Origin of the sequence: Burkholderia sp. NRF60-BP8, from assembly GCF_001522585.2 — a bacterium.
In the GTDB taxonomy this organism is placed as follows: domain Bacteria; phylum Pseudomonadota; class Gammaproteobacteria; order Burkholderiales; family Burkholderiaceae; genus Burkholderia.
The window spans coordinates 1416167-1428743 of record NZ_CP013373.1 but is presented as its reverse complement, the minus strand read 5'-3'; the positions used below and the strand labels follow the sequence as shown (position 1 = coordinate 1428743).

Here is a 12577-nt window from a genome sequence, read left to right as displayed (position 1 = left end):
GTCCGGCGCTTACTGCGCGTCCGGATCGACGTGCAGCGATTCGCCGATCGCATAGAAATTGCCGCCCGCGATGTAGTGCAGGCTGCGCAGCGCGGGGTCGGCCGATTCGAAATACCAGTGGCCGTCGCGGAACACGCGCGTGTCGGACCATGCGCCGATCACCTCGCCGATGAACAGATCGTAGGTCTGCTGATTGTGCGGCTCCGGAATCAACCGGCACGCGAGCCAGCCCGAGCAGCCGGCGACGAACGGCAGGTCGTGACCGGCGACGTCGAACAGCGTGACGCCCGCTTCGCGCAGCTTGTCGGGCCGCTCCGCGAGGCTGTGGCTGCCGACCGCATGCGTGAGCTGCAGTTGCGCGGCCGTCGGCACCTGGATCACGAACGTGCCGCTGCGCTCGACGAGCTCGCGCGTCTTCGCGGATTTGTCGAGCACGACGGTCAGCTTCGGCGGCAGGAAATCCAGCGCGCACGCCCAGGCGGCGGCCATCACGTTGTCGACGCCGTCGTGGCGGGCCGACACGAGCACGGTCGGGCCGTGATTGAGGAGGCGGTAGGCTTTCTTCAGCTCCACCGGAGCGATGTGATTGTCCATACGGGTTCCTTGGAGAACGACGCGCACGGACGGATGCCGTGCGGCGCGGCGCCGGCCGTCGCAGCTGCGCGCGGCCGGGCCGCAGGCCGCATTCTCGCACCCAATTTCAATCGGCGCCGCGCCGCTGCCGGTTACTTCGCGAACAATTGGCCGATGTCGCGGAACGCCTTGAATTCGAGCGCATTGCCGCACGGATCGAACAGGAACATCGTCGCTTGTTCGCCGACCTGCCCCCGGAACCGCACGTACGGCTCGATCGCGAAAGTCACGCCGAACGCGCGCAAGCGTTCGGCCAGCGCTTCCCAGCTCGCCCAGTCGAGCACGATCCCGAAATGCGGCACCGGCACGTCGTGACCGTCGACCGCATTCGTATGTGAGCCTTCCTGCGAGGCGGTTCTCGGATGCTCGTGGATCACGAGCTGATGCCCGTAAAAGTCGAAGTCGACCCACTGTGCACTCGAGCGCCCCTCCTCGAGCCCGAATACGCGACCGTAGAAATCGCGCGCGGCCGGCAGGTCGTAGACCGGAATCGCCAGGTGAAACGGGGAAAGACTCATGATGGCCTCGTGAAAGAAATGCTCGCGTGGCGCGAGGACGGCATCATGGTAGACAAGGCCGAGCAAAAATTAAATCAATATATAATTTCGCGATTCATAAACGGAATCGATGAATGATCCGCGAACTGAAAACCCTCGTCGCCGTCGCCCGCGAAGGCACCTTTGCCGCGGCCGGCAATCGTATCGGGCTCACGCAAGCGGCCGTGAGCGCGCAGATGCAGCGTCTCGAAGCCGAACTCGGCTTCGCGCTGTTCGATCGGCAAGGGCGATCGGCGCGTCTCAACGAGCGGGGCCATCACGTGCTCGACCAGGCACAGGCGCTGATCGGCCTGTACGAGAACCTGAGCTCGACCGCGCCCGGCTCGCCGGCCGCCGTGCGCGTGACGATCGGCGCGATCGCCTCGGTGCAGAGCGCGCTGCTGCCTGCCGCGCTGGCCGATTTCCATCGCCTGCACCCTGCATGCCGGACGCGCGTGATACCCGGGCTGTCGATCGAGCTGGTCAACCGGGTCGACACGGGCGAAATCGACATGGCCGCGATCATCCGCCCGCCGTTCGCGCTGCAGAGCGACCTGCACTGGACGACACTCGCGCAGGAACCGTTCCGGCTGATCGTGCCGCGCGGCGTGAAGGGCAAGGACTGGGCCGCGCTGCTCGCGCGCGAGCCGTTCGTGCGCTACGACCGCGGGTCGTTCGGCGGCCGCCAGGTCGACCGCTTTCTGCGCAAGATGCACATCGCGGTGCGCGACACCTGCGAACTCGACGAGCTCGACGCGATCGTCAAGCTGGTCGAGAACGGTGTCGGCGTCGCGATCGTGCCGCAAACCGCCGGGTATCGCCGCTGGCCGGCCGGCGTGCGCGCGATCGATCTCGGGCATCACACGTTTCACCGCGACATCGGGCTCGTGCATCGCGCCCGGCGCACGATGTCGGAACCCGCGCAGACGCTCGCGCGACTGATCGACGCCGCGTCGCGTCGGCGCCCGCCGCCGCGGGCCGCGTGATCGACGCGTGGCAGCTCAGCGCCGCCCGGCCGCCCAATCCACCGCCGCGTCGAACAGCGCGACACCGGCCGGCGACAGGTTCGTGAACGTGTCGTTGTCGAGGAAGAACATCACGCGGCGCGCCGGCGCGAGCGTTTCGTAGTCCATCGTCGCGCCCTTCTCGTATGCAAAGATCGCGGCCTTGTCGGGTTGCCCGTACACGGTCGCGATCGTGATCGCGCCGAGCCCCGGCTTGCCCCAGCTCATCGGCGCCTGCTTGCCGTACGCGTTCGTCGCGCCGGCCGGCAGCCCGGCCGCCATCGGATGCGGCGCATTGACGAGCCACAGGTAACGCTCCTTGCCCGTTTCGCCGAAGTCGACGTCGTGCCGCTTGCCCGTCATCGCGAGATCGTCGAGCAGGTCGTTTTCCCACGTCACGAGCGGCTTGTCGAGCGTGCGCCAGCCGGGCCGCACGTTCTTCGACGATACCGTCGACGAGATCACCACCAGATCGGCGTCGCGCGCCGCATCGGGCGCGGCCGCCTCGTCGATCAGGCGCACCGCGTAGCCGCGTTCGCCGAGATGCTGGCCGATGCGTTCGTCGACCTTCAGGTTCGGGCCGTGCAACTGCACGAGCATCGCGACGCGCGTGACGGGCTGCGGCGCATCGGCGGCGAATGCGGGTGCCGACACGCCGGCGCCGACACCGACGCCCGCGGACAGCGCGAGCGCCGAACCCGCGATCGTGCGCAACAAGCGGCGGCGCGCACCGGTCTTCGTCTTCAGATTCATCTGGATTCCTCTCCGAAACCGCGCGCCGGCGTTACGGCCGCGCGGTGATTGCATGGTCAGAACTGCAGCGTGGTCAGCAGCGACACCTGCCGCGCGTCGCCGATCGCGACGAAGTAGCGGTTCGCGCTCGACGGGTAGTACGTGCGATTGAACAGATTCTTCACGTTGAACTGGAACGACAGTTTCTGCTTGCCGATCCGCGTGTCGTAGGTCGCGAACGCATCGGCGAGCACGTACGACGGCAGCGTGAAGCTGTTCGCCGAATCGCCGGGCCGCGCGCCCACGTAGCGCGCGGCCGCGCCGATGCGCAGGTCGTCGCCGCCCGCCACCGTGCCGAAGTCGTAGACGGCCGCGAGCGATGCGGTGTGACGCGCGACGTTCCACAGCTGGTTGCCCGTGTACAGCGGATCCTCGGTCGTCTTCGCGTCGATGTATGCGTAGCTCGCGATCACGTTCACGCGTTCGCCGATCTTGCCGGACACGTCGAGCTCGATGCCGCGCGAGCGCGCCTTGCCCGACGTGCGCCAGTCGGTCAGCTTCGTCGCGTCGTTGTATTGCGACACGAGCACGTTCTTCTTGTCGATGTCGAACAGCGCGAGCGTGCCGGTCATCCCGCCCGGCAGGTCGAGCTTGCCGCCCACTTCCCACGCGGTCGCTTCCTCGGGCGGCGTCGCGCCGTCGATCACGTAACCCGTCATCGGCGCGATCGACGACGACGGCTTCAGCGACTGCGAATAGCTGCCGTACAGCGAGAACGTATCGGTCCACTTGTAGACGACACCCGCGCGCGGCAGCCACTTCGAGCCGCTGAGATCGGTGTTCGCGGTGAACGGCCGACCGCGTCCCGCGACCTGGTTGTAGGTGATGTAGCGGAGGCCGCCCGACACGATCCACTTGTCGGTCAGGTGGACCGTGTCCTGGAAGAACGCGGACGCATCGTGCAGCGTGTCGGTCTGGTCGCTGTCGCTCGCGGACACCGTGCTCGACGGCGGCAGCAGCCCGTACACCGGATCGACGTAGCTGAACGGCGTCTTCACGGCCTGGCGCAGCATGTCCTTGCGATAGATGCGGCGGTATTCGGTATCGAAGCCGACCTGCACGTCGTGCCGCATCCCCGCGAGCGTCAGCTTGCCGGTCACGTAGCCGATCCCGTAGCTGTCGGTGCTGAGCGACCCGTGCGTCGCATCGTTGCTGCGCGTCAGCGTGCCCTTCACCGGATCGACGCCGGTCGTGCGCAACTGGTTCGCGTCGTAAGTTTCGCGGTTGTAGCTGTAGCCGACATGCGCGCTCCAGTCCGCGTTGAACTGATGATCGACGCTCAGTTGCGCGAGATGCGATTCGCCGTCCATGTCGTTGAACGGCTCGTCGATGCGCCGCCGTGCGGGAATGTCGAGCGGCGCATTGGTGCGCGGGTCGAGCGCGGTGCCGCGATCGAACGGCGAATGGAACTTCCGGTACTGATACGACACCACGACCTGCGTATCGCGGCCGTACCACGCGAGCGACGGCGCGACGAAGGTCTGCCGGTACTCGCCGAAGTTGCGCCAGTACTGCTCGTTCGACTGATCGACGATCAGCCGGTACGCGAGCCGCGAATCGCCGACCGGCCCGGTCGAGTCGAAGGTCGCGCTGCCGCCGTTCTTGCCGTGCCCGAACGTCGACGCGCCGAGCGAGATCGCGTTGTAGCGCGTGAGCTGCGGCTGCTTGCTGACGACGTTGACGACGCCGCCCGGGTCCATCAGCCCGTACAGCAGCGACGTCGGCCCCTTCAGCACCTCGACGCTGTCGGTCGCCGCGTTGAACGCCCGGCCCTGCACGAGCGGCATGCCGTTCTGCATGATCGAGCCGTCGCGATTGCCGCCGAAGCCGCGCTTCATGATCGTGTCCTGCGTGCCCGCGAGCGTGTTGCCCTGCGTGATGCCGCTCACGTTGCCGAGCGCGTCGTCGAGATTGCGCGGCCGCTGGTCGCGCAGCACCTGCGCGGGCACGATGTTGACGGCCTGCGCGGTATCGAGCAGCGGCACGTCGGTGCGCAGCACGCCCGCTTCCTTCGGCGCACGATAGCTTTCGGCGCGCAATGCGCTGGACCGCACGTCGATCGTCGGCAACTCGGCGGCCGGCGCGGCGCCAGCCGCCACGAGCGCGGCCGCCGAACCGTCCGCCCGCATCAGCGTGTAGCCGCCGCCCGGCTGGCGCAGCGCGACGAGCCCCGTGCCGGCGAGCAGGCGGTCGAACCCGCCGTCGACGTCGAACCGGCCGTGCACGCCGCCGCTCGTCAGGCCGGCCGTCAGGTCGGCCGGGAACGCGAGCAGGATGCCCGCGTCGCGGCCGAACCGGTTCAGCACCGCTTCGAGCGGGCCGGCCGGAATGTCGAACGCGCGACGCGACGCCCGCTGCGCGGCGGGAGCCGCATCGGCATCGGTGTCGGCCAGCGCCGGCAGCGGCAGCAGTGCCGACAGCAGGACGGCGCCGGCCAGCCGGCGGGCAAACGGGGCCGGCGTGGCCGGGCGCGACGCGCACGGCAGACGACGGGCGGGCGCCGGACGGCGCCGATACGTGAGACGGATGGAAGCCATGATCGGGGAGTCGGTGGACGATGGGCCAGTGCTGTGTTCATGACCCATGTCACGCGAACATCGAGAAACAGCTCAGGTCGGCGAAAAAAATTTTCGGCGCGCTCACGAACGGGCCGGCACGACGGTCGCCCAGTAACGCGTCAGGTAGTGGACGTCGATCGGCAGCGTCGCCGTCAGCGTATCGAGCACGCGTGCGGGATCGTCGAGCGGATAGGTGCCCGACACGCGCAGATCGGCCACGGCCGGATCGCAGCGCAGGCTGCCGCGCCGATAGCGGTCGAGTTCGGCGACGAGATCGGCCAGCCGCATACGCGACGCGACGAGCATGCCGCCCGTCCACGCGGACGCGTACGGATCGAGCGGCGCCGCCGCCCCGATCGCGGCGCGCGTGAAATCCGCGCCCTCTCCGGCCGCGATCACGCGCGTGCCGGCCGACGCATCGACCGGTTGCACCCGGACGGCGCCGGCAAACACCTCGCAGCGCGTCGCACCGTCGCGCTGCCGCACCGCGAAGCGCGTACCGAGCGGCCGCAACTCGCCCTGTGCGGTCGCGACCACGAGCGGCCGCGCAGGCACACGCCCGTCGTGACCGCTGGTGACCATGATCGTGCCGCGCAGCAAGTGCAGGCGCCGCGCCGCGTCGTCGAAGCGCACGTCGAGCGCCGTGTCGGTATCGAGCACGACGACCGTGCGATCCGCGAGCGTCACCGTGCGCCGCTCGCCGACGGCCGTGCGCAGGTCGGCCGGCCAGATCGCCGCGCGCCGTGCGGGCTCGGCCATCCATGCGGCGCCGCCCGCGAACAGCAGCACGGCCAGCGCCTTCACGGCCGCGCGGCGGCCCGCCCGCTTCGGCAGCAACGCCGCATGCGCGGCTTGCGCGTCAAGCCCGCCCGCCAGCCGATCGAACCGGCCCTGCATCGCTTCGATGTGACGCCACGCCGCGTCGTGCGCCGGATCCTCCGCGCGCCAGCGCGCGAGCGCGGCGACGAACGCATCGTCCGTCCGGCCGGACTGCCGGTCGACCCACCATTCGACCGCGCGACGTGCGACGTGCGGCGGCACCGCCGGCGCTCCCGGGGCGGCCATCGGTCAGGCCGCCATCACGAAAAAGCACTGCGTGCCGGCCTTCACGAGATAGCGCTTCACCGTCGCGAGCGACACACCGAGTTCGCGCGCGATGTCGGTCTGCGTGAGCCCGTCGAGCTGCGCGAGCAGGAACGCGCGCTTCGCCGCGAGCGGCAAGCCGTCGAGCAGCCGGTCGATGTCGAGCAGCGTCTCGACGACGACGGCCCGTTCTTCCGGCGACGGCGCAACGGCTTCCGGGCGCTGCGCGAGCACGTCGAGATACGCGCGCTCGATCTGCTCGCGCCGCCAGTGGTTGCTCAGCACACGCTGGGCGACCGTCGTCAGGAACGCGCGCGGCTCGGCGGCGCCGATCGGCTCGTCGCGTGCGAGCAGGCGCACGAACGTGTCGTGCGCGAGATCGGCCGCGCGGTGCGCGCAACCGAGCTTCCGGCTCAGCCAGCCGCGCAGCCACGCGTGGTGGCCGGCATAGAGGGCGTCGATTTCTCGATGGAGGGACAGCTTGTCAGCGGACATGGCCGGGTTCCGGGGTGCGCAGGCGTCAACCATTCTGTAAATGAGAATGATTATTATATACAAAAGCGAGATGGTGACCGCGGTTTCGGTACGCGAGCGACGCTGACGCAGCGACGGATGGCGAAGTCGATACCGCCGTCGGATGCGAATCGCGCGCGGTTATCACATTCGTTCCGGGGCGGCCAATTCGATTCGTTAAATAATGATTTGACGGATCGATAACAATATTGCGATTGCGGGCATTCACCCGAATATCGCGCCGTATTATCACGCCCCGCGCAAAACGCAATGGAAAAATCGCGAAACGGCAATCCATTGATGCATAGTGTTCAATAATCCAAATCCCTCAAAAATGAATTTCCGGGAATGCGCCTGTCGGCATCAGGCCACAACGGAGAATTTCATTTTTGCCGTTTTATTACGGCTCTGTAGTCTCCTGCCATTCCGGATCACGAACCCACACCCATGCGCAAGGAGATGAAAATGAAACGCACGACCCTCTCGCTGATTTCGCTCGCGTCGTTCGCGGCGATGCCCGTCGCGCATGCGCAGTCGAGCGTCACGCTGTATGGCGTGATCGACACGTCGATCACCTATGTGAACCATGCGCAAGGCAAGGACAACGCGTGGATGCTCGGCAACAGCAGCGCGGGCAATCTGGCCGGCAGCCGCTGGGGCGTGAAAGGCACCGAGGATCTCGGCGGCGGGCTGAAGACACTGTTCCAGTTGGAGAACGGCTTCGACCCGAGCAACGGCCGGCAGGGCCAGGGCGGCCGCCTCTTCGGCCGGCAAGCGTTCGTCGGCCTGACGAGCGACCGCTACGGCACGCTCACGTTCGGCCGCCAGTACGACCCGCTCGTCGATCTCGTGCAGGGCATCACCGCCGACAACTACCTCGGCAGCGTGTTCGCGACGCCGGGCGACGTCGACAACTACGACAACAGCTTCCGCGTCGACAACGCGGTGAAGTACACGTCGGCCGTCTATGCGGGCCTGCAGTTCTCGGCGATGTATTCGTTCGGCGGCATCGCCGGCAGCACCGGCGCCGCGCAGTCGTACTCGGCCGCCGTGTCGTACAACAACGGGCCGTTCAGCGTCGCGGGCGGCTACTTCCACGCGACCAACAGCCCCGCGTCGAACGGCTTGCGCAACGGCTGGACCAGTTCGTCGGACGGCACGTTCGACGGCCCGATCAACAGCGGCTATGCCAGCGCGCACTCGCTCGGCATCGCCCGCATCGCGGGCCAGTACGTCGCCGGCCCGTTCACGTTCGGCCTCGGCTACAGCAACGCGCAGTACCGCCGCGACGCAAGTTCGGTATTCGGCTCGAACGAGCACTACAACACGGGGCAAGGTTTCGTGAACTACCAGGCGACGAATGCGCTGCTCGTCGGCGTCGGCTACAGCTACACGCGCTCGGGCGGCGACACGTCGGCGACCTATCACCAGGTATCGGCCGGCGCCGACTACAGCCTGTCGAAGCGCACCGACGTCTACCTGACCGCCGCGTACCAGCACGCGAGCGGCCAGACCGGCGACGGCAATGGCGGGTCGATGGCCGCGCAGGCATCGATCGGATCGTACGGTTATGCGGGCACGAGCTCGCAGACGATGGTCAACCTCGGCCTGCGTCACCGCTTCTGACGGCATGCTCGGAGACGGCCGGCTACAGTGGTTGCGCAACGCGCAACGCGGTGTGGCCGCCCGTCTTCGGATTGCGCAGACGGCGGCTTCGGCCGCCGTTTTCATGTCGCTTGCTTTCGCCCGCCATCGGCGGCGACGCGATTATCCCTTTTCGCTCAGGCCATCACCGTTTAATCGCGCAACTGACGTAATACGTCAGGATATGATCGCTGCCGTTGCAATCGCATGCGCGCAAATACCGGCCATTTTTACCGACCGGCCATCGGCTCGACCCGTGATCCGGCGCGATAAAAATGCGCGGCGCATGCGCGCGCAAATGCAAAGGAAAGTTTGACGCGAGCCATTTGCCCGCTTGCTATGGCACACTTCGCGTCTGCGTAATTTCCTTGCACCGGGCGGCCGGATTCCGCCCCATCCTGCCATGCCGCGTCATATCACTCGCCCGCTCAGCCGCGACACGCTGACAATCGCCTCGACGATCGCGCTCTCGTGCGCGCTCTGCGGCGTCGCGCGCGCCGATTGCCTAGACGACGCGGCCGCGTTCCAGCACGTGAGCGTCAGCCTGATGCGCGGCATCGCGCAGGTCGAATCGGGGATGAATCCGAACGCGGTCAATACGAATACCAACGGCACGGTCGACATCGGGCTGATGCAGATCAACAGCACGTGGCTGCCGACGCTCGCGCGCGAAGGCATCACGCGGGAAAGCCTGTTCGATGCGTGCACGAACGCGTACGTCGGCGCGTGGATCCTGTCGCAGAACATCCGCCAGCTCGGCCCCAACTGGAACGCGATCGGCGCGTACAACTCCGCGTCGCCCGACAAGCGCCTCGCGTACGCGCGCAAGGTCTATGATGCAATCCGGACCATGCCGGATTCGCCGGATACTCCCATGCCCATCCTTCCCCCCTCCTTCACGCCGCCGCAACAGGTGCAGACGTACAACCCGTTCGCGAGCCTGAGCGTGTCGGCGCCGCCCGTCACGCGTGCCCGTACGATCTCGCCGGCCGCGCCGCCTCCGCCGACGCAGGGCGGCCCCGCCGGCCCGGCCGGTACGTACAACTTCGGATGGACGGTCACCGGCGCCGATCAGGCCAAGCCGACCCAGGTGTTCGACGACGGCGCGCGGATCTACGTGCAGTTCAGCGACATGAAGCACGTGCCGGCGATCTTCACCGAAACGTCGTCGGGACGCGTGCTGATGTCGTGGGAGCTGCAATTCCCGTATGCCGTTCTGACGCGTCCCGCGCAAACGTTGATCTTCCAGCTCGGGCCGTTCGAAGCGCGCGCGCAGCGGGGTGCGGCGGCCGCAGGCATGACCGCGCAGGCCGGGACGGCGAATACGGCGAATACGGCGACCGCCGGCGCATCGGCCTCGGCATCGAAGAAGTCGGCCAGTACGGCGGCGAACGCGGCGCCCAATACGACGGCGAAACGCACCGCCTCGGCCGATGCGCTATGGTACGTGAATACGCCGTCGACGTCGGGGACGGCGGCGGCCTCGCCTTCGACCGCGAATATTCCCGCCACGCTGCCGACGGCCATCACGTCGAACACGCCGCCGCCCGCGCCGGCTCAAGCCCCGGCCGCGGCCGCTCAGCCGTCGCGCGTCAGCGCGGACGCGCTGTGGTACCTCTCGAAGTAACGCGCGTCCGATCGCACGCCCGTCGCCGCGCTCATCGATCCGCGGTCGGCCGCAGTTCGGGCGCGTTCATGTCGTCCACCCATTGCAGTTCGGCCGTGCCGTTCTTCCGGAAATACACGCGCAGATAACGCGACGTCGACGATTCCGGCTGCGGAATCGTCACGTCGATCGTCTGGTGCTCCGCCGGGACGCCGCGCTCGATCTCGTCCAGCGGCTGCGCGAATGCCCAGTACAGCTTCACCTTCCGCCCCGGCGTGACCTTGCAGCCGCACGCGAACCCGCCACCGCCGCCGAATGCCTCGCCCGCGTCCCGTGCCGACGGATTGCCGAAGCATCCCGACCGATGCTCGTTGTCGAGCCAGAATTCGTGAAGCTTGCGGGTGTACTCGTTGTATCCGGTAATGCACACCGTACGCGCGTCGGCCGATGCATCGCCGTCGTGCGGCCCGCATCCGGCAAGCACGCACGGCACCGTCAGCACCCATGCGAGCGCCCGCGCCCTCATCCTCATCGGCGGCCCGGCATGCACGGCGACGCCGGGCAACGCGTGTCGGGTCACGGCACGCACGGGAGCACGCCACACTGACGCCGAACGCCTCACCCGCGCCGCACCCAGATCACTTTCCCGTCGCGAATGCCGAGATTGCGGCGCTCCTCCCGGTAATCCATCGTGCCCGGCAGCGACTTCCCGTCACGCTCGAGCACGCGCCACAGGCAGCCGTCGAGCAACGCGGTCGCATCGGTCTCGGTCTTGCCGACCAGCGCATCGTCCGGCGCGGCATTCGCCTTGCATACCTGCGCGGCACCCGGCTCCAGAGGGGGTCTGGCCGCGCCGCCGGCGGTGGCGTTGGGGTGCTTCGTGTCCATGTCCGCACATCCTGCAACGGTTGCGCTCGCAACGAGTGCAACGAGCATCGCGATCGTGTTCTTCATCGGTTTCTCCCTGTCGCGGCCCGGCAGTCCGTGGCGGCATTCGCGCACGACCGGGCATCGCATGCGTGATCGGTTCCGCACGCTGCCGGCCGTTTCCTGATGGAGCCGGTCGGCGAACGGCGGCCTTTCGCGACCCGGCCGAGCCGCCTCGGCGCACCGGCGTCGCAGGGCCGGCCTGACGCCGAACCCGCCCGCATGTTACCGCACGCGACTCGCAACGACGGCGCGACGCCGACGCACCGGGCGCACCGGCGTGCACCGGCCCGCGTCGGCAATGCGCTCAGAACTTGTACGTCACGCCCGCGATGCCGTAGTAGTTGTTGCGCGACTGCACGATCGGGCTGTCGCCGGCGCGGCCGAGCAGGCGCGTCACGCCGCCGGTCGCGAGCACCGACCAGTGCCGCGACAGCGTCCAGTTCCACGCCACCGCCATCGCCGCGCTGTCGATCCCGCCGCTCACCGAATACGGCCGGAACCGGCTCGTCATCGACTGCGCGTCGGTCACGCCGTAGAAGGTCTGCAGGTAGCGTCCCGAGCCCGCGTGCACGGTGCCCGTCACGACGATCTCGTGCTGCGACGTCTTGAGTACCGGCACCGCGAGATCCACGTGCCCCGACACGCCGCGCGACGTGTGAGTCACGGGCGTATCGACCGTGATGCTCAGTTCCGCCGCATCGAAGAGCGACACGCCGGCGCGCACGCCGACGAGCACCGAGCCGGGAATCCGGCCCATCCCCTTCAGGTAGTCGGAGCCCGGCAGGTCGAAGCGGTTCTCGTCCGCGCGGCCCGCGTCGTAGCTCACCGCCGCCGACACGAACGCACCGTGCGGCAGGTTCAGCCGGTAGCCGGCGCCCTGCGTGCCGTCGACGAAGAAGCCGTTGCCGAACGTGGCGGAAAACGACGGCGCGACGACGCCGCGATACTGGTTGCTGCCCTGATAGCGCGGTGCGAATCCGCCGCCGAGCGACAACGAATACTGGTTTTCCGCGTGGGCGGCGGCGGCGAGGGTCAGGCCGGCGAGCGGCATGCAATAGCGGTAGCGGCGAAGGGATGGGCGCACAATATCGAGATCCGAGTGACGAAGCCCGCAGTCTAGGGGCCGCCCTGCGCCGAGACTGTCCTGAATGTGCGGAGAATCTGTGCGCAATTGTGTTCGATTGTTCGAGATTGTCGCCCCGCTGCCCCGGCAGCCGGTCCGCCGGATAGAATTCGCGTGCCGCCGCGCATCGGTCTGCCGGGAACGAGATGGCGCGT

General features: G+C 67.9%; 12 protein-coding genes. 3 read left to right on the top strand and 9 right to left on the bottom strand.

Translation table 11 applies throughout. From position 1 onward, the window contains the following. Positions 1 to 9: 9 nt before the first annotated feature. Positions 10 to 594 (bottom strand): flavin reductase family protein, encoded by a 585-nt coding sequence (locus tag WS54_RS20010; protein WP_059782708.1) that lies wholly within the window; start codon positions 592 to 594, stop codon positions 10 to 12. A 131-nt stretch (positions 595 to 725) separates the two neighbouring features. Beyond that, complete coding sequence (locus WS54_RS20005) at positions 726 to 1151, bottom strand: VOC family protein (protein ID WP_059782781.1); 426 nt, start codon at positions 1149 to 1151, stop codon at positions 726 to 728. Between the two features lie 113 nt (positions 1152 to 1264). On the opposite strand from WS54_RS20005, the gene WS54_RS20000 reads away from it, so the two are divergent. Continuing rightward, positions 1265 to 2155, top strand: coding sequence for a LysR family transcriptional regulator (locus WS54_RS20000; protein ID WP_034207010.1), 891 nt, complete (start codon positions 1265 to 1267; stop codon positions 2153 to 2155). 15 nt (positions 2156 to 2170) lie between these two features. Here WS54_RS20000 and WS54_RS19995 read toward each other — a convergent pair whose 3' ends face one another. From WS54_RS19995 to WS54_RS19980, 4 genes are read right to left on the bottom strand one after another with little or no spacing between them, the layout of a single operon-like run. Further along, entirely contained in the window at positions 2171 to 2926 is a 756-nt protein-coding gene (locus WS54_RS19995; protein WP_059782706.1) for a hypothetical protein, read from the bottom strand. 56 nt (positions 2927 to 2982) lie between these two features. Continuing rightward, positions 2983 to 5550, bottom strand: coding sequence for a TonB-dependent siderophore receptor (locus WS54_RS19990; protein ID WP_059782703.1), 2568 nt, complete (start codon positions 5548 to 5550; stop codon positions 2983 to 2985). A gap of 54 nt (positions 5551 to 5604) precedes the next feature. After that, positions 5605 to 6588 (bottom strand): FecR domain-containing protein, encoded by a 984-nt coding sequence (locus WS54_RS19985; RefSeq protein ID WP_034207007.1) that lies wholly within the window; start codon positions 6586 to 6588, stop codon positions 5605 to 5607. A 3-nt stretch (positions 6589 to 6591) separates the two neighbouring features. Beyond that, positions 6592 to 7101: a sigma-70 family RNA polymerase sigma factor gene (locus tag WS54_RS19980; protein WP_059782701.1), complete on the bottom strand. Its 510-nt coding sequence runs from the start codon at positions 7099 to 7101 to the stop codon at positions 6592 to 6594. Between the two features lie 483 nt (positions 7102 to 7584). Here WS54_RS19980 and WS54_RS19970 point away from each other — a divergent pair, with 483 nt between their 5' ends. Further along, on the top strand, positions 7585 to 8745 hold the full coding sequence (locus WS54_RS19970) for a porin (RefSeq protein ID WP_059782779.1): 1161 nt from the start codon (positions 7585 to 7587) through the stop codon (positions 8743 to 8745). A gap of 421 nt (positions 8746 to 9166) precedes the next feature. Then, positions 9167 to 10390 (top strand): lytic transglycosylase domain-containing protein, encoded by a 1224-nt coding sequence (locus tag WS54_RS19965; RefSeq protein WP_059782698.1) that lies wholly within the window; start codon positions 9167 to 9169, stop codon positions 10388 to 10390. 31 nt (positions 10391 to 10421) lie between these two features. Here the strand turns inward: WS54_RS19965 and WS54_RS19960 are convergent, their stop codons facing one another. The 3 genes from WS54_RS19960 to WS54_RS19950 form a co-directional block, all read right to left on the bottom strand. Further along, positions 10422 to 10958 carry a hypothetical protein gene (locus WS54_RS19960; protein WP_236872809.1) on the bottom strand — a complete coding sequence of 179 codons (537 nt, stop codon included), beginning with the start codon at positions 10956 to 10958 and terminating at the stop codon, positions 10422 to 10424. Between the two features lie 29 nt (positions 10959 to 10987). Further along, positions 10988 to 11323, bottom strand: coding sequence for a hypothetical protein (locus WS54_RS19955; protein ID WP_059782777.1), 336 nt, complete (start codon positions 11321 to 11323; stop codon positions 10988 to 10990). A 280-nt stretch (positions 11324 to 11603) separates the two neighbouring features. Continuing rightward, positions 11604 to 12350, bottom strand: a complete 747-nt coding sequence (locus tag WS54_RS19950) for a MipA/OmpV family protein (protein ID WP_034207004.1) — start codon at positions 12348 to 12350, stop codon at positions 11604 to 11606. Positions 12351 to 12577: the final 227 nt, after the last annotated feature.

Coding starts and splice junctions, on each gene's coding strand:
- WS54_RS20010 (WP_059782708.1), bottom strand. CDS start 594: ATGGACAATCACATCGCTCCGGTGGAGCTGAAGAAAGCCTACCGCCTC.
- WS54_RS20005 (WP_059782781.1), bottom strand. CDS start 1,151: ATGAGTCTTTCCCCGTTTCACCTGGCGATTCCGGTCTACGACCTGCCG.
- WS54_RS20000 (WP_034207010.1), top strand. CDS start 1,265: ATGATCCGCGAACTGAAAACCCTCGTCGCCGTCGCCCGCGAAGGCACC.
- WS54_RS19995 (WP_059782706.1), bottom strand. CDS start 2,926: ATGAATCTGAAGACGAAGACCGGTGCGCGCCGCCGCTTGTTGCGCACG.
- WS54_RS19990 (WP_059782703.1), bottom strand. CDS start 5,550: ATGGGTCATGAACACAGCACTGGCCCATCGTCCACCGACTCCCCGATC.
- WS54_RS19985 (WP_034207007.1), bottom strand. CDS start 6,588: ATGGCCGCCCCGGGAGCGCCGGCGGTGCCGCCGCACGTCGCACGTCGC.
- WS54_RS19980 (WP_059782701.1), bottom strand. CDS start 7,101: ATGTCCGCTGACAAGCTGTCCCTCCATCGAGAAATCGACGCCCTCTAT.
- WS54_RS19970 (WP_059782779.1), top strand. CDS start 7,585: ATGAAACGCACGACCCTCTCGCTGATTTCGCTCGCGTCGTTCGCGGCG.
- WS54_RS19965 (WP_059782698.1), top strand. CDS start 9,167: ATGCCGCGTCATATCACTCGCCCGCTCAGCCGCGACACGCTGACAATC.
- WS54_RS19955 (WP_059782777.1), bottom strand. CDS start 11,323: ATGAAGAACACGATCGCGATGCTCGTTGCACTCGTTGCGAGCGCAACC.
- WS54_RS19950 (WP_034207004.1), bottom strand. CDS start 12,350: ATGCCGCTCGCCGGCCTGACCCTCGCCGCCGCCGCCCACGCGGAAAAC.